Annotated in this window: 14 protein-coding genes and 2 CRISPR repeat arrays; of the genes, 2 read left to right on the top strand and 12 right to left on the bottom strand. The window is 52.4% G+C overall.

What is annotated here, in order from left to right:
- Positions 1–9 precede the first annotated feature (9 nt).
- From casB to cysJ, 6 genes are all read right to left on the bottom strand, one after another.
- The gene (casB, locus tag ACS0RQ_RS05135; RefSeq protein ID WP_271850061.1) at positions 10–564 is read right to left on the bottom strand and encodes a type I-E CRISPR-associated protein Cse2/CasB; all 555 of its coding nucleotides are present in this window, start codon (positions 562–564) and stop codon (positions 10–12) included.
- Positions 561–2,117 carry a type I-E CRISPR-associated protein Cse1/CasA gene (casA, locus tag ACS0RQ_RS05130; RefSeq protein ID WP_271850062.1) on the bottom strand — a complete coding sequence of 519 codons (1,557 nt, stop codon included), beginning with the start codon at positions 2,115–2,117 and terminating at the stop codon, positions 561–563. The genes casB and casA overlap by 4 nt, the downstream gene beginning before the upstream one ends.
- Before the next feature lie 11 nt (positions 2,118–2,128).
- Positions 2,129–4,795 carry a CRISPR-associated helicase Cas3' gene (gene cas3, locus ACS0RQ_RS05125; protein WP_271850063.1) on the bottom strand — a complete coding sequence of 889 codons (2,667 nt, stop codon included), beginning with the start codon at positions 4,793–4,795 and terminating at the stop codon, positions 2,129–2,131.
- A gap of 255 nt (positions 4,796–5,050) precedes the next feature.
- Positions 5,051–5,323: a CRISPR direct-repeat array (repeat unit 29 nt; unit sequence CGGTTTATCCCCGCTCGCGCGGGGAACAC).
- Between the two features lie 212 nt (positions 5,324–5,535).
- The gene (gene cysH / locus ACS0RQ_RS05120; RefSeq protein ID WP_271850064.1) at positions 5,536–6,270 is read right to left on the bottom strand and encodes a phosphoadenosine phosphosulfate reductase; all 735 of its coding nucleotides are present in this window, start codon (positions 6,268–6,270) and stop codon (positions 5,536–5,538) included.
- A 63-nt stretch (positions 6,271–6,333) separates the two neighbouring features.
- On the bottom strand, positions 6,334–8,046 hold the full coding sequence (cysI, locus tag ACS0RQ_RS05115; RefSeq protein WP_271850065.1) for an assimilatory sulfite reductase (NADPH) hemoprotein subunit: 1,713 nt from the start codon (positions 8,044–8,046) through the stop codon (positions 6,334–6,336).
- Positions 8,046–9,854, bottom strand: coding sequence for an NADPH-dependent assimilatory sulfite reductase flavoprotein subunit (gene cysJ / locus ACS0RQ_RS05110; protein ID WP_079497740.1), 1,809 nt, complete (start codon positions 9,852–9,854; stop codon positions 8,046–8,048). Before cysJ ends, cysI begins: the two co-directional genes overlap by 1 nt.
- Positions 9,855–10,174: 320 nt before the next feature.
- On the opposite strand from cysJ, the gene queD reads away from it, so the two are divergent.
- The gene (gene queD, locus ACS0RQ_RS05105; protein ID WP_271850066.1) at positions 10,175–10,537 is read left to right on the top strand and encodes a 6-carboxytetrahydropterin synthase QueD; all 363 of its coding nucleotides are present in this window, start codon (positions 10,175–10,177) and stop codon (positions 10,535–10,537) included.
- A 48-nt stretch (positions 10,538–10,585) separates the two neighbouring features.
- Positions 10,586–11,041: direct repeats of the CRISPR family, unit length 29 nt; unit sequence CGGTTTATCCCCGCTCGCGCGGGGAACAC.
- A 262-nt stretch (positions 11,042–11,303) separates the two neighbouring features.
- On the opposite strand, the gene queE is transcribed toward queD, so the two are convergent.
- Complete coding sequence (queE, locus tag ACS0RQ_RS05100; RefSeq protein ID WP_193794270.1) at positions 11,304–11,975, bottom strand: 7-carboxy-7-deazaguanine synthase QueE; 672 nt, start codon at positions 11,973–11,975, stop codon at positions 11,304–11,306.
- A 417-nt stretch (positions 11,976–12,392) separates the two neighbouring features.
- On the opposite strand from queE, the gene ACS0RQ_RS05095 reads away from it, so the two are divergent.
- Positions 12,393–13,502: an SDR family oxidoreductase gene (locus tag ACS0RQ_RS05095; RefSeq protein ID WP_271850067.1), complete on the top strand. Its 1,110-nt coding sequence runs from the start codon at positions 12,393–12,395 to the stop codon at positions 13,500–13,502.
- A 65-nt stretch (positions 13,503–13,567) separates the two neighbouring features.
- Here the strand turns inward: ACS0RQ_RS05095 and eno are convergent, their stop codons facing one another.
- From eno to rlmD, 5 genes are all read right to left on the bottom strand, one after another.
- Positions 13,568–14,866 carry a phosphopyruvate hydratase gene (gene eno / locus ACS0RQ_RS05090; protein ID WP_271850068.1) on the bottom strand — a complete coding sequence of 433 codons (1,299 nt, stop codon included), beginning with the start codon at positions 14,864–14,866 and terminating at the stop codon, positions 13,568–13,570.
- A 78-nt stretch (positions 14,867–14,944) separates the two neighbouring features.
- Complete coding sequence (gene pyrG, locus ACS0RQ_RS05085) at positions 14,945–16,582, bottom strand: glutamine hydrolyzing CTP synthase (RefSeq protein ID WP_039077701.1); 1,638 nt, start codon at positions 16,580–16,582, stop codon at positions 14,945–14,947.
- Positions 16,583–16,805: 223 nt separating this feature from the next.
- Positions 16,806–17,597, bottom strand: a complete 792-nt coding sequence (mazG, locus tag ACS0RQ_RS05080) for a nucleoside triphosphate pyrophosphohydrolase (protein WP_108700705.1) — start codon at positions 17,595–17,597, stop codon at positions 16,806–16,808.
- Between the two features lie 67 nt (positions 17,598–17,664).
- On the bottom strand, positions 17,665–19,905 hold the full coding sequence (gene relA, locus ACS0RQ_RS05075) for a GTP diphosphokinase (protein ID WP_039077703.1): 2,241 nt from the start codon (positions 19,903–19,905) through the stop codon (positions 17,665–17,667).
- Positions 19,906–19,957: 52 nt separating this feature from the next.
- Positions 19,958–21,256, bottom strand: coding sequence for a 23S rRNA (uracil(1939)-C(5))-methyltransferase RlmD (rlmD, locus tag ACS0RQ_RS05070; RefSeq protein ID WP_271850069.1), 1,299 nt, complete (start codon positions 21,254–21,256; stop codon positions 19,958–19,960).
- Positions 21,257–21,294: the final 38 nt, after the last annotated feature.

The following is a 21,294-nucleotide window of genomic DNA, read 5'->3' as shown; positions in this document are numbered from 1 at the left end:
GATAGTCCCTTATTGATCGTCGTTGTTAGCTTCACCGGCCTGGTAGTACTCCAGCGCCCAGCGGATACGGATAAATTCAGTCGGCCGCTGCTGGCGGCGGATATGGTTAAGTAGCTCGTCGTTTTCCCGGCACCAGTGGAAGACGTCGTCCGCCAGTGAGGGAAGGTTCACCACACCATTAAGCAGCCGAACGGCACGCAGTAACTGACGCAGTAGTTCGTCAGGCGTTTTTACCGCAGACAGCCTGGAAAAACGCAGCTCCGACATGACCTGATTATTGCCCGTCATCTGACCTAACTGCGCAGCAAAATTCGGCTCTTTAACAATAGATTTAACATGTGCGGCCAACGCCGCGGTTATCGCCAGCGCGGTAAAACGCCACTCTTGCCCTTCGACTTTCCATAACGTGTGAGTCTGCATCAGCAGGGAACGAAATCCTTCCGACAGACAGGTTTCATTCACCGTTTTGCTGCGCCGCAGGCTGGCGCGCAGGCCGCGTTTTTCCTGTAAATATTCATGCCATCGGCAAAGCGTGGCCTTATGGTCGTCCTTCACAATACTCATTCAGTAGCCTCCTGCTTTTTTGCCCTGGCGGCTTTCGCGCTCTGCTTCTCCGCCGATTGGGTGAAATATTTTTTACGCGCCAGCATGATGCGTTTGAGATCGACGCCCTCGTAAGGGTTGGTAAAAACATGGTCGTCAAAGTAGCTGCGGGTAAACAGCCAGATGTTCGTTTGCCACCGGTTCAGCCTTTCGTCTGCGTTCTGGCCGTTTTCAAGATCGCGAATAAGCTCAAGAAAGCGTCCCTGCGTCAGATGCCAGAAGTCGATATCAATAAAGCTGAAATCTCCGCGAGCGCCTTTAGCATCGGAAAACCAGGCCTCTTTCAACGCGCTGCGCAGCAGGCTAAGGTTGCGCGATGCCGTTAGCGCCGCCTTGTGTAGATCGGGAATAATATTTTCGGTTAATAGCAGCGGAAAATGATGTTCATACCAGCAGCGGGCTTTCATATTGTCGAAATCATAGCCAAAGCCCCACAGCCCGGATTTTACGTCATTAAGGCTGCGTGCACTGAATGTTGTAACGACTAACGCTGGATATTCAGTGTTATTTTCCGAAGCGCCTTTCTGATTTAAACCCAGCCAGTCGCGCCAGATAAGCCCGCCGGGTTGCGGCTTGACGGAATAACGCTCGCTGCCCTCCTTCAGAGGCAGTCGATAAGGCGTCAGCGGATGAGTCCATCCCGCGTAATTGACGCCATAATTCTTCACGGTCATCCCGCTAAGTAATTCATCACTTTCGGTTTCACAGAGATCGCAGCGGCCTGAATGGGTCGCGTCAAAATCGATGCGAACGCGTCGCGGCATTCCCCAATAGGCCTGAAGTGGATTCACCTGTTCTGGCGTAGTGACTGCGCTTGCCAGTTCACTGGTGCGGGTTGGGGCCAGCCAGGGGAAAATCGTTTCATCATACCTTTCAGGCACAGGCATTCCGGCGCTATCCTGCGGCATAACGTTGAGCCACAGCTTGCGCCACAGCGGCGTTTGTCGGTTGCCCTGATATTCCTGTAATTCAATCAACGTTGTCATCGGCCCGCCGCCGCGCAGACCGGTGCGGTAACCTTTGCCGCCCGATGGGGCATTTAGTTGCAACGAAAATAACGCCAGCGCCGCGCAATGCGGGCAAAAGTGCTCCGTGACGCCGCGCTTAACAAAATGGTCTTTATTAAACTTTGTGGTTTGCGCGCCGGGGATTTCTGGCAGCAGCGAAGCTATCGAGACTTTTTCTCCGCTTAACGCTTCGAAATCTTGCATAAAAGAAGGGGTATCGGCACCAAACCGAAAGGCGGTCTCCAGCGGTTCCAGCGCACGCTGAAACACATCCTCGCTCAGCCCATCAATCCAGATATCCTCCCAGCGAGAATAATTTTTCGGTGCCATACTGCACTGCAATAAACCCAGCAGAAATTGCCAGGCCGCACCTTGTAAATCCGCCCGCGCAGCGGCTATATCCACCACGTTTTCATCTGCCAGATTAACCGGCGCCAGCTTGCCCGTAGAGCCGTCTTTTAAACGCACGGGGAGCCAGGGGGTTGTTAAAAGTGAGAAACTATTCATGTGGTTAGCTGCTAGACCTCCGTTCTTCCGATTAATCCTTCGCAGGCTGAATAACCGCTGTTTTCAACCTCCGACACCACAATCACCACAGCGAACTCCTTATTCTGATGCTGTTCAATGCACCACTGCCGGAGTCGCTCACCGTCAAGCAGAGTAAAATCCCCCCGGTGTTTTTCCCACCAACCCTGGCGCACCCGCAGCACACTCATTTCCCAGGCATGTTCGCCTGGCGCATAAGGCTTAACCGCCCCATCGACAATTTTCGCCAGCCACAGCGAAACCGACTCTTCGGCCAGACGCGTCGAAAGCTTTTCCGGCAAAAAATCGCTGCTTTCAGGGCTGTAGCCCGGCGCAAAGTTGATAATGTTTTGCTTAGCGAATGCCCGGTCGCAGTAGTATTTTCCTTCCTGCAACTGTTCCGTCTTCGCAAACCCCTCAGGCATATCAACGTCTTCACCGTAGACCGATTCAATCAGCAGCCGGGCAGACTGCGGCATCCTAATTTCACCCTGTTCGCGCAGCACGCGCTGGGTCAGCCACAGGCGACCATGATCGGGGTAGACGTAGGCGCTGTTGCGCATCGCGCCTGAAAACCAGTCCTCTCGTGGCGAGTCATCCCATTCCGGCGCGAAGATCAGTAGCTCCGGCGCGGGACGTTCGTCTTGTCCGGAAGCTTTCAACAAGCCGTTACGATCGCGGATATGCCGCTGTAGACGTCCAGCTCGCTGAATCAACAGGTCCACTGGGGCTAAGTCAGTGATCATTTCATCAACGTCAATATCAACAGAACTTTCAATGACTTGGGTACAGATAAGAACTTTTTGGGCACGTTGAGAACTGTCTTTTTTACCAAACTGCGTCAGCGCCTGGTTTTCAATGCGCTGACGATCGTGAAAAGCAAAGCGGCTGTGAAATAGCAGAAGGCTTTCAGCAGGAATAACCTCTCTGGCGAGAAGCTGGCGATATATACCAATCGCGTCATCAACAGAGTTGCGTATCCAGGCAATGCATTTTCCCAGGCTTACGGCCTGTTCAATGCGTTCAATGCACTCCTGTTCGCCGTGCATCCAGCCAACTTTAACGCTGCGCTCAACTTCTTTACGGGTCTCCACATGTTGAGAAACTACCGCCGAACTCGTCACCTGCGTTAGCCAGGGATAGTCGTCATAGCCCAATAATGGCGCTTCAACCCGGCTCTTTGCGCCCTTAGCAAAAGCGGCAACCAGCCTGTCTCGTTGCTGTTGTGATAGCGTGGCGGAAAGCAGAATCGTGATATTGCCATCACTGGCTTGCTTCTCAACCAGGCATTCGAGGATCCGCGACATGTAATTGTCGTAAGCGTGAATTTCATCAGCCAGCAGGATTTTATGGCTCAACCCCAGCATCCGCAGGTTGTTGTGCTTGAACGGCATCACCACCATCATCGCCTGGTCAAGCGTACCAACACCGACTTCAGTCAATAGCGCTTTCTTATTACTGTCGGCAAACCAGGCGGCGCAGCCCTGGCTGGAAGGTTCCTTATCATCCGGCTCTTCGGAACCCGCTAAATCCCCGGACCAGACTGACTGATTGAAGCGATCCATTAATCCACGTGCGCTATGCGCTAGCACCAGGCTTGGCCGAGAGCCTGGTTGATACAGCGCCAGCCAGCTCTCCGACATCCGGTCGAACATAGCATTCGCCGTCGCCATCGTCGGCAGACCAAAATAGAACCCCTGCGCCTTTCCCGCCGCCATCAGGCGATGCGTTAAAATCAACGCGGCCTCTGTTTTTCCGGCACCTGTGACATCTTCAAGAATAAATAATTGCGGACCTTCTTTATTAATATCCAGCTCCAGCGCTTTTTGCTGTAACGGAGTTGGCTGTTGAATAAAGGGAAATAGCGTCGTTATTCCGGAAAAAGGGGCAACGGTAGAGGAAGGAGGGAAAACAGAAATCGCGAGTTTCGCTTTAACCAGCGCATGCTGTTGCCAATATTCATTGATACATATTGGCTTAGCGATTCGGGGGAAATGTTGGGTTGAAGAACCAACCCAATCTGCCAGGACTATGACTGCGGAAATAAGCCATGACAAATGTTTAAAGAGAGCAATACCCTCATCATCATCCCAAAATTCGGGAATCTCAACCAGTGGGAATAATGATTTAATCCTGGCAAGAAAATCACGGGCTGCTTCTTTATCCTGCTGGCGGAAATTTTTCAGTTCCGTTACTGACGAAGGTGGTCGCCCATGATGACCTGTCGTAAGCGGCATCCAAAGCGCAATAGCGCGCTTAAGTTTACGGGCTGCAAGAGAAGAGTTGGGAAAAAGCTCAGGAAACTCACTAAGGTAATTATCCCAGAGCCAGAAGCCTAATGTTGCATGAGGGATTTTTTCATAATGTTCTATATATTCGTCATGTAAATTCAAGTCATTATGAATATAAATCTGCTGAAAAGAGTGGGCGAATTTTCCGATATCATGCCAGCATAATAACCAGGCAAAAAACTGCGCGGCCTTGTTCTTATCATGGAGCCCTACTTTTTTAAGATAATCAGCAGCGCCATAGATATTGCATTGCACCATCCAGTAACCAACAGCAGCAACATCCAATGAGTGCCAGCACAGCAGGTGGTATTCATCTCCACCATCTTTATTTCCTCGACTGGTCTTCCCCCAATAATTAAATATTGTCAAGCGACATCCCTTATCCGACTGTTATCGTTACATACTGCGCTTTTTATAAAGTATATTTTGTGATTTAAATCACCAGAAGGTTACATATATAAATTTTGTATTTGTTACCATGAAAATGATTTAACAGGCAATATATCTTATAAGTTCAGTATCTATTATAGCTTTCTTAGTTTATAGAGATGCAATGAAACCGTCGGACGATATCTGTCCATAAAGAAAATATTAATGATAACGAGCTATTTTTATCAGGCATAAAGAGTTATCCCCGCTTGCGCGGGGAACACGTCACGCTGGAATCACCAGACGCAGTGGTGCACGGTTTATCCCCGCTCGCGCGGGGAACACACCCGTCATACGCTGGCATTTTCGGGTGGAAACGGTTTATCCCCGCTCACGCGGGGAACACATAAGCCCTTTGCCGCATACCTTGCATTTGTACGGTTTATCCCCGCTCGCGCGGGGAACACCAGGCAGCAGGAACCATAACGCCAAATCAGGCCGGTTTATCCCCGCTCGCGCGGGGAACACTCTAAACGTAACTCATTAAATTTAAACAGCAATTACCACTCCCAAAATTCTACCAACATTTCCGTCTTTTTTAAGATCGGTAATTGTTTGATTTTACTTATTAAAGAAAACCACACCATGTACAAACTCTCATTTCACCAACGTATAACCCATAAAAAAAGCCCGGTGGTTAGCCGGGCGCTTATCTTATCTATTTACTGAAAAGCCAAAAATCAGCCTTCGTGCAGGCCGCACTCGCGTTTCAGGCCGAAGAAGCGGGTGTCCTCTTCTGCCATACCCGGCTCCCATTTACGGGTGGTGTGCGTATCGCCCACAGACAGATAGCCTTCATCCCACAGCGGGTGATATTTCAGGCCGTGTTTTTGCAGATACTGATACACCGTACGGTTATCCCAGTCGATAATCGGCAGCACTTTGAAAACACCGCGCTGAATATCCAGCACAGGCAGGTTGGCACGGCTACTGGACTGCTCACGACGCAGGCCCGCGAACCATGTCCGGGCGTTCAGTTCTTTCAGCGCCCGGTTCATCGGCTCAACTTTGTTGATGTCGTTGTATTTTTCAATACCCTCAACGCCCTGCTCCCACAGCTTGCCGTAGCGCGCTTCCTGCCAGGCAGGGCTTTGCGGTGCACGGTAAATCTGCAGATTCAGACCGAGCTTCTCGGTCAGTTCATCAATAAACTGATAGGTTTCCGGGAACAGATAACCTGTGTCCGTCAGGATAACCGGAATGTTCGGGCGCACCTGATTCACCAGATGCAGGCTCACCGCCGCCTGGATACCAAAACTGGACGACAGCACATACTCACCCGGCAGATTTTCCAGCGCCCAGGCCACGCGTTCCTCCGCGGTATGCGCTTCCAGTTGGGCGTTAGCCTCCGCCAGCGCCAGCGTGCGGTCATCTTTCGACAGAGCATTCAGGGCAGATAGATCGAGTACGGACATAATTACCTCTCGTATGTTTACTTCCTTCACCCCTCCCTAAGGAGAGGGGGAAGGCAAGGAAGCTTAATCCCAGAGATCGCGCGCCGGGTCCAGCACCGGGCGGATAATGCCCGCTCGGATGGTGAAATCACCGAACCCTTCACCCGCTTCACGCTCTTTTGCCCAGCGCCCTACCAGTTCATCGAGCGAGGCAATGATTTCCGGCTCGGTAATGTTTTCTTTGAACATGCGCGGGATGCGCGTACCGATGCGGTTACCGCCCAGATGCAGGTTATAGCGACCAGGCGCTTTCCCAACCAGGCCCACTTCCGCCAGCATCGCGCGGCCACAGCCGTTCGGGCAACCCGTCACACGCGTCACGATATGCTCATCACTCAAACCATGCTTCGCCATCACCTCTTCCACTTTATCGATAAACGACGGCAGGAAGCGCTCTGCTTCGGCCATCGCCAGCGGACAGGTCGGGAATGACACACAGGCCATCGAATTTTCACGCTGCGGCGTTACGGCATCCATCAGGCCGCTCTGGCGCGCGATTTTTTCGATTTTCGCCTTCTGGCTATCCGGCACACCGGCAATGATCAGGTTCTGGTTTGCCGTAATACGGAACTCGCCTTTATGGATCTTCGCGATCTCCAGCAGACCCGTTTTCAGCGGACGCCCCGGATAATCGAGAATACGACCGTTTTCGATAAACAGCGTCAGATGCCATTTATTATCGATCCCTTTCACCCAGCCAATGCGATCGCCGCGCCCGGTAAATTCATACGGACGAATCGGTTCGAATTTGATACCTGCGCGACGCTCAACTTCCGCTTTGAAGGTCTCAACACCCACACGCTCCAGCGTATATTTGGTTTTCGCGTTTTTACGGTCGGTACGGTTACCCCAGTCACGCTGAGTGGTGACAACAGCTTCGGCAACCGCCAGCGTATGCTCAACCGGCAGATACCCAAACTCGCTCGCCGTGCGGGCATAGGTTTTCTTATTACCGTGCTCAATGGACAGACCGCCGCCCACCAGCAGGTTAAAGCCCACCAGTTTGCCGTTTTCCGCGACCGCGACAAAGTTCATGTCGTTGGCGTGCAGATCGATATCGTTCTGCGGCGGGATCACGACCGTGGTTTTAAACTTACGCGGCAGATAGGTCTGACCGAGGATCGGCTCTTCATCGGTGGTCGCTACTTTTTCCTGATCGAGCCAGATCTCTGCGTAAGCGCGGGTACGCGGCAGCAGATGTTCAGAGATCCTCTTCGCCCATTCGTAAGCTTCAGCGTGCAGCTCAGATTCATACGGATTCGAGGTGCAGAGCACGTTACGGTTCATATCGTTAGCGGTCGCCAGGGCGTCCAGACCAACGGAGTGCAGCATCTGGTGTACCGGTTTCACGTTCTTTTTCAGAATGCCGTGGAACTGGAACGTCTGACGGTTGGTCAGGCGGATACTGCCGTAAATGGTGTTCTCAGCGGCGAATTTATCAATCGCCTGCCACTGTTTGGTGGTGATCACGCCTCCCGGCAGGCGGCAGCGCAGCAGCATCGCATGACGCGGCTCCAGCTTCTGTGCAGCACGCTCAGCGCGAATATCGCGATCATCCTGCTGGTACATGCCGTGGAAACGGATCAGCAGAAAGTTGTCGCCTTTAAAGCCGCCGGTCAGCCCGTCGTTAAGATCTTCCGCAATGGTCCCGCGCAGATAGTTGCTTTCCAGCTTCATGCGCTCGGCGTCTGTCAGTTTACCTTCGACCACCAGTGGGCCTGGATGTTTTTCACTCATTAGTAGACATCTCGCTGGTAACGGCGCTCTACGCGCAGCTCACTTAAATATTCGTCCGCCGCTTCGGCGTCCATCGCGCCAAATTCGGCAATCACGTCCAGTAAAGCCTGCTCAACGTCCTTCGCCATGCGATTCGCGTCGCCGCAGACATAAATGTGCGCACCGTCATTAATCCAGCGCCACAGTTCCGCGCCTTGCTGACGCAGTTTGTCTTGTACGTATACTTTTTCTTTTTGGTCACGCGACCAGGCCAGATCGATACGGTTCAGCACGCCTTCTTTGACGTAGCGCTGCCACTCAACCTGGTAGAGGAAATCTTCCGTGAAGTGCGGGTTGCCGAAGAACAGCCAGTTTTTGCCTTCTGCCCCATCTGCCGCTCGCTGCTGCATAAAGGCGCGGAACGGTGCGATACCGGTACCCGGCCCAATCATGATGACCGGCGTTTCCGGGTTGGCAGGCAGACGGAAGTTATCGTTATGTTCGATGAACACACGCACTTCGCCCTCTTCTTCCACGCGATCGGCGAGGAAGCTCGACGCCCCACCCGCACGCGCGCGGCCTTCAATGTCATAGCGCACCACACCGACAGTGACGTGCACTTCGGTTTCCACTTCCGCCTGCGAAGAGGCGATGGAGTAAAGACGCGGCGTCAGCGGACGCAGCAGGCCAATCAGCGCAGTGGCATCCAGTTGTGCCGGGGAGAAACGCACCATATCCACAATCGGTGTGGTCGCCGCATAGTGCTGTAATTTGGCCTTATCGCCCACCAGCGGCAACAGTGATTCACTGCGGGTCAGAGTGGCATAGTTTTCCACGATATTGCCGGTGTTGACCGTCAACTCGAAATGCCACTGCAGCGCTTCGGACAGCGGCAGGGTTTTGCCGTCGACGCTAACCGGTTCATCGCCTTTAAGCCACAGCAGCTCAACCAGCTCTTTCACCAGCGCGGGATCGTTCTGATACCAGACCCCCAGCGCGTCGCCCGGCTGATAGCGCAGGCCGGAATCGCCCAGATCGATTTCGATATGACGCACGTCTTTTTCTGAGTCACGGCCCGTGATTTTTTGATTCACTGAGAGAGTCGCGGTCAGCGGTTCTTCTTTCGTGTAAGGGCTGGAGAAAACCTCATTCACCGCACCCGTTGCCGTCACAGCGGCCTGGGCCGGCGTCTCTTTCGGGACTCGTGCTTTCAGTACTTCAACTACACGCGCGCGCCATTCAGCGGCGGCAGCCTGAAACTCAACGTCTGCGTCGACGCGATCCAGCAGGCGCTCGGCACCCAGTTCAGCCAGTTTGCTGTCAAAATCTTTGCCTGCCTGGCAGAAAAATTCATAAGACGTGTCGCCAAGCCCCAGCACGGCGAAAGCAGTGCCATCAAGCTTCGGCGCTTTTTTCGAGAACAGGAACTTATGTAACGCAACGGCCTCTTCCGGTGGCTCACCTTCCCCTTGTGTGGAAGCAACAACAACCAGCAGTTTTTCGTTAGCGATTTGTTTGAATTTATAGTCGCCCGCGCTCACCAGTTTGACATTGAGTTTCGCCGCCAGCAGATCGTCACGCAGTGCTTCCGCAACGCGACGGGCATTACCGGTTTGCGAGGCGGAAAGTAGCGTAATGGTCGGGGTCTCGGTCGCCGCAGGTGCTGCCGTTGCAACTGCCGCACCGGGTTGCTGGTTCAGCACGCCCCAAAAATAGCCGGAAACCCAGGCAAGCTGGGTGGGAGTTAAATCGGTTGTGACCGCCTGAAGGCGTGCCAGTTGCTCCGGGTTCAGCGGAAGCAAAGCGGAAGGTGGGACCTGAGTCGTCATGCGTCGTTATGTTCCAGTAAGCAAAAGCTGCTTATACGCCCTGTCAGCGCCATAAAAGCAGAAGAGAAAGTAAGGTTAACGGCGGGGATAATAACAATTAAAGAAAGGTTGGAAATAATAAATAACCAAAAGAACTAACCTGTTTTACTCATAGTTTATAACAGTAAAATAGATTAATTAATCCATTGATTTATAATGAAAAAATATAGGGTATCAGGCAAAGCGTAACGGTTAATCGCTTTTGCCGATTTTAGTTAATGATAAAAAAGGTCATTTCGGCTACCATGCCGCGGTTTTTCTAGCCAGTCAGAGAGTTCAGTATGTCCACCACGTTATTTAAAGATTTCATGTTTGAAGCCGCTCACCGTTTGCCACATGTTCCAGCAGGGCATAAATGCGGTCGTCTTCATGGTCACTCATTTATGGTGCGTCTGGAGATCACCGGCGAGGTGGATCCGCATACGGGCTGGATCATGGATTTTGCTGAGCTTAAGACGGCGTTCAAACCGACCTATGATCGTCTGGATCACTACTATCTTAACGATATTCCGGGCCTTGAGAACCCGACCAGCGAAGTACTGGCAAAATGGATTTGGGATCAGTTGAAACCCGTCGTTCCGCTGCTGAGCGCCGTGATGATCAAAGAGACCTGCACCGCTGGGTGTATCTACCGCGGCGAGTAATTTCGCTTCTGTGTCGTCAGCACACCTGAGTGCGCTGATTTTATGGCTCGGTTTATCCCCGCTCGCGCGGGGAACACTTTCAACTTATCGACGTAATCGGCTTTGCTTGCGGTTTATCCCCGCTCGCGCGGGGAACACTTGAGTATTTCCAGACGGACCTGATTGATACCCGGTTTATCCCCGCTCGCGCGGGGAACACAATCACACTAGCACCCGCACTACTTACGAATGCGGTTTATCCCCGCTCGCGCGGGGAACACTGACTTCCGTTTCATCAACCCCGCAGCAAATGCGGTTTATCCCCGCTCGCGCGGGGAACACGCCCGCATCAGCGGGCGGGTTTACTTCGCGGCCGGTTTATCCCCGCTCGCGCGGGGAACACAATGAATGCGTTGATATCGCCGTTATCAAGTACGGTTTATCCCCGCTCGCGCGGGGAACACGGACTCGCTAACGGATGGTCACAGGCGTTTATCGGTTTATCCCCGCTCGCGCGGGGAACACTCTAAATATAACCCATTGAATTATAGAATCATTTATCACAGCTCAAATTCTACCGATTTTATCGACGCAAGCTGAATAATTAACCCATTGATTATTAATTAAAATAAAAACACACCGCAGGCAAAAGCTGATTTCACCGAACAGCGTTGTTTCACAAACCTATATCCTGCCCGCCGGCAGGTAAACGAAAACGCCCGGCCATAAGGCCGGGCGCTCAGGTAATACCTGTCTTGTCGGTGCAATAACACCGGCAGAAACCGAATCAGGCAATATTCAGATACTTATGCGTTTGCATCGACAGCCGCCAGTTGCGGGCGATACAGGTTTCAATGCACAGACGGGTGGCATCCTCTTTTTGGCTGATAGGCTGCAGTGCAATGACCCGGTGTTTATCATCGGTCAGTTGCGTCAGTAGCTCATCAAGCGCCTCAATGTCTCGGGTACGTCCAACCGGGTGTTTGATCTCATCGGCGCGTTCCAGCGCCTGCTGGAGGATGTCATAGCCTCCGCGCATATTCACCTTCGGTGACACGGTGACCCAGGTCGCATGAGACGTGCGCACTTCATGGGTACCGCTGGTCTCAATCTGACAACTGAACCCCTGTTTTTCCAAAAGATGGGTCAATGGAATCAGATCGTGAATACAAGGTTCGCCGCCGGTGATCACCACATGGCGCGCAGTCCAGCCCTGACGCTCAATAATAGCCAGCAGATCTTCACTGCTCGCAGCGCCCCATTTATCGCTCTCTTTGGTCTTAGCCAGAATGCTGTAGAGGGAGACTTCCCGATCTTCAAGCTTATCCCAGGTGTGTTTGGTGTCGCACCAGGCGCAACCAACCGGGCATCCCTGTAAACGAATAAAAATGGCGGGAACGCCGGTAAAATAGCCCTCGCCTTGCAAGGTCTGGAACATCTCATTAATCGGGTACTGCATAATCAACTCTGATCGGGGAAAACATTAATTATTACAGATTTCGCTCTTGAGGGCGAGTTGAGGTAGGGGTAAATGTTGCGTGATTGTCATCGAAATAAAGCAAAAAAATGGACAATGGATAGCAGGCTTAGCATCATTTTATTTGTAATTAATTATTTCAATAACGCTAACTTAAATAAGAAAACCATTAAAATAAAACGCTAAACCAGAGAATAAAAATACTTTAATTTCAATATTTTATAAATATTTTTATTTTTAATGAATTTATTTCTGCGTTTGCCTGTCCAATTAACCTTGTTCCGCATTTAAAGCTTAAAATTACCTTAAGAAATCGATTTATTCCCGCCTCTCTTATTTAAGCATTGTTTAATTTTCGCTGAATACAATCCGCGAATTAACAACAATGAGCATGCGATCATGAAAACTCTACTGATCACCGGCGTCACCGGATTCCTCGGTGGTGCAGTGTTTGAGAAAATACTTAATGATGATAGTCAAATCAACTATTTACTTTTAGTCAGGGCAACGGATAGCCAGGCTGGCGTTGAGCGCGTAAAAGAAAACATGCGCAAATTCAACATCAGCGAATCTATCCTCTCCCGTCTGACCTGCGAACATATCATCATCGGTGATCTGGGTACGCCGGAGCAATTTCTGGACGACCCTCGTCTGGACAGTGTCACCCACGTGCTGAACTGCGCAGCCGTCGCCTCTTTTGGCAACAACCCGCTCATCTGGAAAGTGAATGTTGAAGGCACTCTGGCCTTTGCCGGACGTATGGCGAAAGTACAGGGGCTACAGCGTTTCCTGCATGTCGGCACCGCTATGTCGTGTGCGCCAGAAGCCGATTCGCTGGTCTATGAGAGCCAAGAATTCAAAGAAAACGCCGAGCATCTGGTGGAGTACACCCACTCCAAGTCCACCATCGAACACCTGATGCGCAAAACCTTTCCGAATCTGCCGCTGGTTATCGCACGTCCGTCTATTGTGGTGGGGCATACGCATTACGGCTGCCAGCCCTCCAGCAGTATTTTCTGGGTGTTCAGCATGGCGCTGATGCTGCAAAAATTCATGTGCTCACTGGAAGACCGTATTGACGTGGTCCCGGTGGACTATTGCGCCGACGCGTTGATCATGATGCTGAAAAGCGACATCCCGGCGGGTGAGGTCATCCATATTTCCGCAGGTGAAGAGAACAGCGTGAAGTTTTCTGATATTGATGCCGCGATGGCGTCCGCGCTGGAAACGGTGCCGGTTAAAGATGTCTACACGCAGGTCAGCTACGAGACGCTGGTGAAGATGCGCCGTGAATTGAAAAACATCTTCGGGCCCTGCAATGAGCGCCTGATGCTTAAAGCCATGCGTTTGTACGGTGCGTTCGCCATGCTGAATGTCCGCTTTAGCAATGACAAGCTCATAGAGCTGGGCATGCCGAAGCCGCCACGCTTTACCGATTATATCGCTCAGTGCGTACAGACCACCCGCGGACTTTCCATTCCGCAGCAAATGGCTGTCGATTTTAAATAACGGTTATTGCAGGTAAAAAAATGCCAGCCCGAGGGCTGGCATTTTCATTTCAGAGAAAGACAGGCTTATGCCTGACCTTTGATCTCTTTACGACCGTTGTACGGCGCTTGTTCACCCAGAGCTTCTTCGATACGAATCAGCTGGTTGTATTTAGCAACGCGGTCAGAACGGCTCATAGAGCCAGTTTTGATCTGGCCAGCAGCGGTACCAACAGCCAGGTCAGCGATGGTAGCGTCTTCAGTTTCGCCAGAACGGTGAGAGATGACAGCAGTGTAGCCAGCGTCTTTCGCCATTTTGATCGCAGCCAGAGTTTCGGTCAGAGAACCGATCTGGTTGAATTTGATCAGGATGGAGTTAACGATGCCTTTTTCGATGCCTTCTTTCAGGATTTTGGTGTTAGTTACGAACAGGTCGTCACCAACCAGCTGGATTTTGTCGCCCAGAACTTTGGTCTGGTAAGCAAAACCAGCCCAGTCAGACTCGTCCAGACCATCTTCGATGGACACGATCGGGTACTGTTTGGTCAGGTCTTCCAGGAAGTGAGTGAATTCTTCGGAGGTGAATGCTTTGTTGCCTTCGCCAGCCAGAACGTATTTACCGTCTTTGTAGAATTCAGAAGCCGCGCAGTCCATCGCCAGAGTGATGTCTTTGCCCAGCTCGTAACCCGCAGCTTTAACAGCTTCTGCGATAACAGCCAGCGCTTCAGCGTTGGAACCCAGGTTCGGCGCATAGCCGCCTTCGTCACCAACAGCCGTGTTCATACCTTTGGATTTCAGAACTTTAGCCAGGTTATGGAACACTTCTGAACCCATACGTACCGCTTCTTTCAGGGATTTCGCGCCAACCGGCTGAATCATGAATTCCTGAATGTCTACGTTGTTGTCAGCGTGCTCACCACCGTTGATGATGTTCATCATCGGAACCGGCATGGAGTATTTGCCCGGGGTGCCGTTCAGTTCAGCGATGTGTGCGTACAGCGGCAGGCCTTTAGAAGCAGCAGCAGCTTTAGCAGTCGCCAGAGAAACAGCCAGGATTGCGTTAGCACCGAAGTTAGATTTGTTTTCAGTACCGTCCAGGTCGATCATGATCTTGTCAATGCCAGCCTGATCTTTGGCATCTTTGCCCAGGATTGCCTGAGCGATCGGGCCGTTAACCGCGCCAACCGCTTTCAGTACGCCTTTACCCAAGAAGCGGGATTTGTCGCCATCACGCAGTTCCAGCGCTTCGCGGGAACCGGTAGAAGCACCTGACGGAGCAGCTGCCAGACCAACGAAACCACCTTCCAGGTGTACTTCGGCTTCAACAGTCGGGTTACCACGGGAGTCGATGATTTCACGACCGATGACTTTAACGATTTTGGACATTAGGATTTCCTCAGTACAAGTTAAACTAAAACTCCAGACAAACAGTGCACCCATTTGGGTGCACTGCCGTTCTAACTCTTACTTCGCCTGACGCTTCTGGTACTCACTGGCGGCTTTCACGAAGCCAGCAAACAGTGGGTGCCCATCACGCGGCGTAGAAGTAAATTCCGGGTGGAACTGACAAGCGACAAACCACGGATGATTTGGCACCTCGATGATCTCGACCAACTGATCATCGCCGGAACGGCCTGCAACACGCAGACCCGCAGCTTCAATTTGTTTCAACAGCAGATTGTTCACTTCATAGCGATGGCGATGGCGTTCGACAATGGTCGGCTCGCCATACAGTTGACGGACCAGGCTGTCGTCGCCAAGCTGGCACTGCTGTGCGCCGAGGCGCATGGTGCCACCGAGATCGCTCTTTTCCGAACGTACTTCAATCTTGCCTTCTTCATCACGCCATTCGGTAATGAGCGCCACAACCGGGTACTTACAGTCTGGCACAAATTCCGTCGAGTTGGCGTTCTCCATACCTGCAACGTTGCGAGCAAACTCGATCAGCGCAACCTGCATCCCCAGGCAGATGCCCAGATAAGGAATATTGTTTTCACGCGCGTAGCGTGCAGTGGCGATCTTACCTTCCACACCGCGATAACCGAAACCGCCAGGGATCAGGATAGCATCCAGACCTTTCAGAATTTCGACACCACGTGTTTCAACATCTTGCGAATCGATCAGTTTGATGTTGACGGTAACACGATTTTTCAGGCCACCGTGTTTCAGCGCTTCGATAACTGACTTATAGGCATCCGGCAGTTCAATGTACTTACCGACCATACCGATGGTGACTTCGTCTACCGGGTTCGCCTGCTGGTAAATAACCTGTTCCCATTCGGCCAGATTTGCTTCCGGGCAGTTCAAGCTGAATCGTTTACAAATATAATCGTCCAGCCCCTGCGATTTCAACAGGCCCGGAATTTTATAAATGGAATCGACGTCTTTAAGGGAGATAACCGCCTTTTCCGGAACATTACAGAACAAAGCAATCTTTGCACGCTCGTTTGCCGGCACGGCACGATCGGAACGACAAATCAGAATGTCAGGCTGAATACCGATAGAAAGCAGCTCTTTTACTGAGTGCTGAGTCGGCTTGGTTTTGACTTCACCCGAAGCGGCCATGTAAGGCACCAGCGTCAGGTGCATATACAGTGTGCGTTCGCGACCCACTTCAACGGCCATCTGGCGAATCGCTTCGAGGAACGGCAGCGATTCGATATCGCCTACGGTACCGCCGATTTCCACCAGCACCACGTCATGGCCTTCACCGCCTTCGATGATACGCTCTTTGATAGCATTGGTGATGTGCGGAATAACCTGAACAGTCGCGCCCAGGTAGTCGCCACGGCGCTCTTTGCGCAGCACTTCGGAATAGATACGGCCAGTCGTGAAGTTGTTACGACGGGTCATCTTGGTGCGGATGAAACGCTCATAGTGACCCAGGTCCAGATCGGTTTCAGCGCCGTCTTCGGTAACGAACACTTCCCCGTGTTGGATTGGGCTCATGGTACCCGGATCGACGTTAATATACGGATCCAGTTTCATCATGGTCACATTGAGGCCACGGGCTTCAAGAATGGCTGCGAGGGAGGCTGCGGCAATGCCTTTACCCAGAGAGGATACGACCCCGCCGGTCACAAAAATATAGTTCGTTGTCATGCTGAACCTGAGAAGTTAGGGTGAAACGATGGAATAACCAGGACGGGAAAGTAGTATACCTGAACAGGGCGTGCCTCACAAACTTTCATTCTCACCCCTTATCCCTAACCTCACCTGTAATAAGGAGTGAGAAAATAGCCACTTTCAGCAAAATGATTTTGACGTAAATCAAGCGCTTGTTATTTAAAAAATCATACAAATCGCACTTGAAAGCATAATATCTTTAGATATCAGTTTCCTGGCGTTTTACCTGCTGCCATACCTCTTCCATCGCTTCCAGGTCGATTCCGCTCATTTCCAGGCCGCGAGCGGCAACGATCCGCTCAACTTCGCGGAAACGACGTTCAAATTTCAGGTTCGCTTTTTGCAAGGCGACTTCCGCTTTTACCCCCAAATGACGCGAAAGATTGACCGTTGCGAACAACAAATCGCCCATCTCTTCTTCCAGTTTCGCCTCATCCACGACAGCCTGTTTTGCCTCATCCATCACTTCGTCGATTTCTTCGTAGACTTTGTCCAGCACCGGCCCCAGGGAGGTCCAGTCAAAGCCCACGGTTGCGCAGCGCTTCTGGATTTTGTGGGCACGCATCAATGCCGGGAGGCTATGGGGAATGTCATCGAGCGCGGAATGCTGTGACTTTTCGGCGCGTTCAGCGCTTTTAATCTGCTCCCAGCGGGCCAGCACTTCACTGCTGTTTTCCGCCTGCGCGTCACCAAAAATATGCGGATGACGGCGCTCCAGCTTGTCACTGATGGCCGCACACACATCGTCGAAGTTGAACAGATTTTGCTCCTGGGCCATTTGTGCATAAAACACCACCTGGAACAGTAAATCGCCTAATTCGCCGCGTAAATCGTCGAAATCCTCACGGGAAATAGCATCCAGCACTTCATACGTCTCTTCCAGGGTATAGGGTGCGATGGTGGCAAAGGTCTGTTCTTTATCCCACGGGCAGCCATTTTCCGGGTCGCGCAGACGTTGCATGATGCCCAGCAGGCGGGTGATTTGAGTCATAGTTCTGTCCTGATGAAAAAAAATGCCGGGTGCGGCATCGCCTTACCCGGCCTACAGAAGAGTGGATTTAACCGCCGTGCAATCGACGCGCGTCGATAACGTCCGGCACCTGGTTCAGCTTGCCAAGCACACGGCCCAGCACCTGCAGGTTGTAGATTTCAATATTCATATCGATAGTGGCCAGTTGCTCTTTGGTATCACTGCGGCTGGCGACGCCCAGAACGTTAACTTTCTCGTTAGCGAGAATGGTCGTGATATCGCGCAGCAATCCGCTGCGATCGTTGGCGGTCACACGCACCACCAGCGAGTAACCTGCCGAATAGCTTTCCCCCCACACTGCATCGACGATGCGCTCAGGCGCGTGGGTGCGCAGCTCTTCCAGTTGGTCACAGTCCGCCCGGTGAATAGAAATCCCACGGCCCTGGGTGATAAAACCAACAATGTCATCACCGGGGATCGGCTGGCAGCAGCGTGCAATGTGATGCATCAGGTTACCTACCCCTTCCACCACTACCCGGCCATTATCTTTGCTACGGTTTTGCGGCGCGTAGGTCTTCTGCTGCAACTGTTTCAGTGCCGCGGCATCCTGCTCTTCCGCGCTCGGCTTGTTGAACTGCGACTGCAGGAAGTTGACCATCTGGTTGAGGCGAATATCGCCTCCGCCAATCGCCGCCAGCAGCTCTTCCAGATCGTTAAAGTTGTAACGCGGCAGTAGCTGTTTTTCCGCCTCTTTCAGGCTGATACCGAGATGTGCCAGCTCGTCATCAAGGATCTGACGCCCTGCCAGGACGTTTTTATCCCGATCCTGCTTACGGAACCAGGCGTGGATTTTGGAACGACCACGGCTGGTAGTAACGTACCCCAGGTTCGGATTCAGCCAGTCACGACTTGGATTCGGCTGCTTCTGGGTGATGATTTCTATCTGATCGCCCATCTGCAACTGATAGGTGAACGGTACGATACGTCCGCTGATTTTCGCCCCAATGCAACGGTGCCCCACATCGCTGTGGATATGGTAAGCGAAGTCGAGCGGCGTGGAGCCGGCAGGCAGGTCCACCACATCGCCTTTCGGCGTAAACACATAGACCCGATCGTCGAACACCTGGCTGCGTACCTCATCGAGCATTTCGCCCGAATCGGCCATCTCTTCTTGCCAGGCAATCAGTTTACGCAGCCACGCGATACGGTCTTCATAACCACGCCCGCCGCTGTTGGTGCCTGTCGTTGCGCCCTCTTTGTACTTCCAGTGCGCGGCCACGCCCAGCTCGGCGTCTTCATGCATCTGCCGGGTACGAATCTGGATTTCTACGGTTTTGCCCCCCGGTCCTAAAACTACCGTGTGGATAGACTGGTAGCCGTTGGGTTTCGGATTCGCGACATAATCATCGAACTCATCCGGCAGGTGGCGATAATGGGTGTGGACGATACCGAGCGCGGCATAGCAATCCTGCAGACGCTCGGCAACGATGCGCACCGCCCGGACATCAAACAGTTCATCGAAGGCGAGATGCTTCTTCTGCATTTTGCGCCAGATGCTGTAGATATGCTTAGGACGGCCATAAACCTCGGCTTTTACGCCCTCTTCTTTCATTTCTGAACGCAGGTGCCCAACAAACTCTTCGATATAGTGTTCGCGGTCGATACGGCGCTCATGCAGCAATTTGGCGATGCGTTTGTATTCCGCCGGATGCAGATAACGGAAGCAGTAATCTTCCAGCTCCCATTTGAGCTGGCCGATCCCTAAGCGGTTCGCCAGCGGCGCGTAGATGTTTGTGCACTCTTTCGCCGCCAGCACGCGTTCGTCTTCCGGCGCTTCTTTCACTTCGCGCAGATGGGCAATACGTTCGGCAATCTTGATGACGACACAGCGGAAATCATCCACCATCGCCAGCAGCATACGCCGCACGTTATCCACCTGCTCAGAGGAGACGGAATCGGTATGGGTGGCTTTTAACTGCCGAATAGCCGCCATATCCCGGACGCCATGGATAAGCTCAACAATCGATTTGCCCACGCTTTCACGCAGGGTATCTTCACTGACGACATCGGCATCTGCCAGCGGGAACAGCAACGCCGCTCGCAGCGTATCGAGATCCATACTGAGCATGGAGAGGATTTCCACCATCTCAACACCGCGCCATAACAGCAGATCGGCGTGAGGATGTCCCTGTGTTTGTCGCAGACAATATTCCCAGGTTTCGGCTAAGCGTTCACACGACGGCTGGCTGGAGATACCCAGACTGGCGATCCACTTCTTAGGATCGAATTCACCCGCTTTGTTCAAATGCGCACTTCTTACCGCAACCATTGTCCTCTCCTTTAAGGGACCGAGCCTGTCGAACTCGACAAGCCGAAATTAATCACTTGTGCTCGAATAACACCATGGATTCCAGATGCCCAGTGTGCGGGAACATATCCAGCATCGCCAGCCGCTTAATCTGGTAACCCGCATTGACTAACGCTTCGCTGTCACGCGCGAGCGTCGCCGGATTACAGGAAACATACACTACTTTGCCGGGCGCTAATTTTACAATGTATTGCATAACACCAGCGGCACCCGCACGCGCGGGATCAAGAAGTATTTTATCAAAACCCTGACGCGCCCACGGCTGCTTTGTGACATCTTCTTCCAGATTTTCATGAAAAAAAGTCACGTTCTGCAAACCATTTTGTCGGGCATTTTCACGCCCTTTCGCGACCAGTTCGCCAACCCCTTCAACGCCCACCACGCTTGCCGCCATTTTTGCCAGCGGCAAGGTAAAATTGCCCATCCCACAGAAAAGATCCAGTACGCGCTCATCCGGCTGCACATCAAGCCATGACAGCGCACGGGCAACCATTTGCTGATTTACGCCGTCATTGACCTGAATAAAATCCCGCGGGCTGAACGTTAAGCGTAGCCCGTCAGAGTTATACCAGGGAGATTCTCCCGTAACCTGTTCAAGTATCTCGCTTTCGGGCGCCAGAAAAAGCGCCAGTCCCTCGGAATGCGAAAAGCGTTCCAGTTTTTCCCGGTCAGCCGCACTCAGCGGCGCGGTATGGCGCAAAACCATCAGCGGACCATTATCCGCCAACACCAGTTCAACATGCCCCAAATGGCGCACCGCTTTTAAGCTCGCCAGACAGGTGTGCAAGGGCGCAAGTAATGCCTCAAGACGGGGCACCAGGACCGGGCAACGTGAGACGTTAATGATGTCGCTGGCATTTGCCTTACGAAAACCCATCTCCAGACGCTGAGTTTTAGGCTGCCAGCTTAGACTCAGACGCGCCCGACGCCGATAGGCCCAGGGCGTCGCGCAGATAACCTCTTCGACATCGTGCTTCATTAAACGGGCAAGGGCGGCGCTTTTACTGCGCTGTTGCAGGGCCACGCTCGCATGCTGCTGCTGGCAGCCGCCGCAGACCCCGAAATGAGGACATACCGGCGCAACACGGTCAGGACTGTCGTTCAGACGGCGTTTTACTTCACCACGTGCAAACTGTCGCTTGTCTTCAATCAGGGTAATTTCCGCCGTTTCTTGCGGCAACAATCCGGGGATAAACAACGCCTTACCATTATGTCGCGCAACCCCCTGCCCAAAGGGATCGAGGTCGTTTACTGTGACAGTTATGATCTGACGCGTCGTCACGCGTCGCTTTGCAGAGTAGAATTGCGCCATTGCCGAGAATTTTCTCAATTACAGATAATGACCACATT

Origin of the sequence: Phytobacter diazotrophicus (genome assembly GCF_052061655.1) — a bacterium.
Lineage (GTDB): Bacteria > Pseudomonadota > Gammaproteobacteria > Enterobacterales > Enterobacteriaceae > Phytobacter > Phytobacter diazotrophicus.
The sequence above is the reverse complement of the archived record's forward strand: the minus strand, read 5'-3'. Positions and strand labels throughout refer to the sequence as shown.

Coding starts and splice junctions, on each gene's coding strand:
- casB (WP_271850061.1), bottom strand. CDS start 564: ATGAGTATTGTGAAGGACGACCATAAGGCCACGCTTTGCCGATGGCAT.
- casA (WP_271850062.1), bottom strand. CDS start 2,117: ATGAATAGTTTCTCACTTTTAACAACCCCCTGGCTCCCCGTGCGTTTA.
- cysH (WP_271850064.1), bottom strand. CDS start 6,270: ATGTCCGTACTCGATCTATCTGCCCTGAATGCTCTGTCGAAAGATGAC.
- cysI (WP_271850065.1), bottom strand. CDS start 8,046: ATGAGTGAAAAACATCCAGGCCCACTGGTGGTCGAAGGTAAACTGACA.
- cysJ (WP_079497740.1), bottom strand. CDS start 9,854: ATGACGACTCAGGTCCCACCTTCCGCTTTGCTTCCGCTGAACCCGGAG.
- queD (WP_271850066.1), top strand. CDS start 10,175: ATGTCCACCACGTTATTTAAAGATTTCATGTTTGAAGCCGCTCACCGT.
- queE (WP_193794270.1), bottom strand. CDS start 11,975: ATGCAGTACCCGATTAATGAGATGTTCCAGACCTTGCAAGGCGAGGGC.
- ACS0RQ_RS05095 (WP_271850067.1), top strand. CDS start 12,393: ATGAAAACTCTACTGATCACCGGCGTCACCGGATTCCTCGGTGGTGCA.
- eno (WP_271850068.1), bottom strand. CDS start 14,866: ATGTCCAAAATCGTTAAAGTCATCGGTCGTGAAATCATCGACTCCCGT.
- pyrG (WP_039077701.1), bottom strand. CDS start 16,582: ATGACAACGAACTATATTTTTGTGACCGGCGGGGTCGTATCCTCTCTG.
- mazG (WP_108700705.1), bottom strand. CDS start 17,597: ATGACTCAAATCACCCGCCTGCTGGGCATCATGCAACGTCTGCGCGAC.
- relA (WP_039077703.1), bottom strand. CDS start 19,905: ATGGTTGCGGTAAGAAGTGCGCATTTGAACAAAGCGGGTGAATTCGAT.
- rlmD (WP_271850069.1), bottom strand. CDS start 21,256: ATGGCGCAATTCTACTCTGCAAAGCGACGCGTGACGACGCGTCAGATC.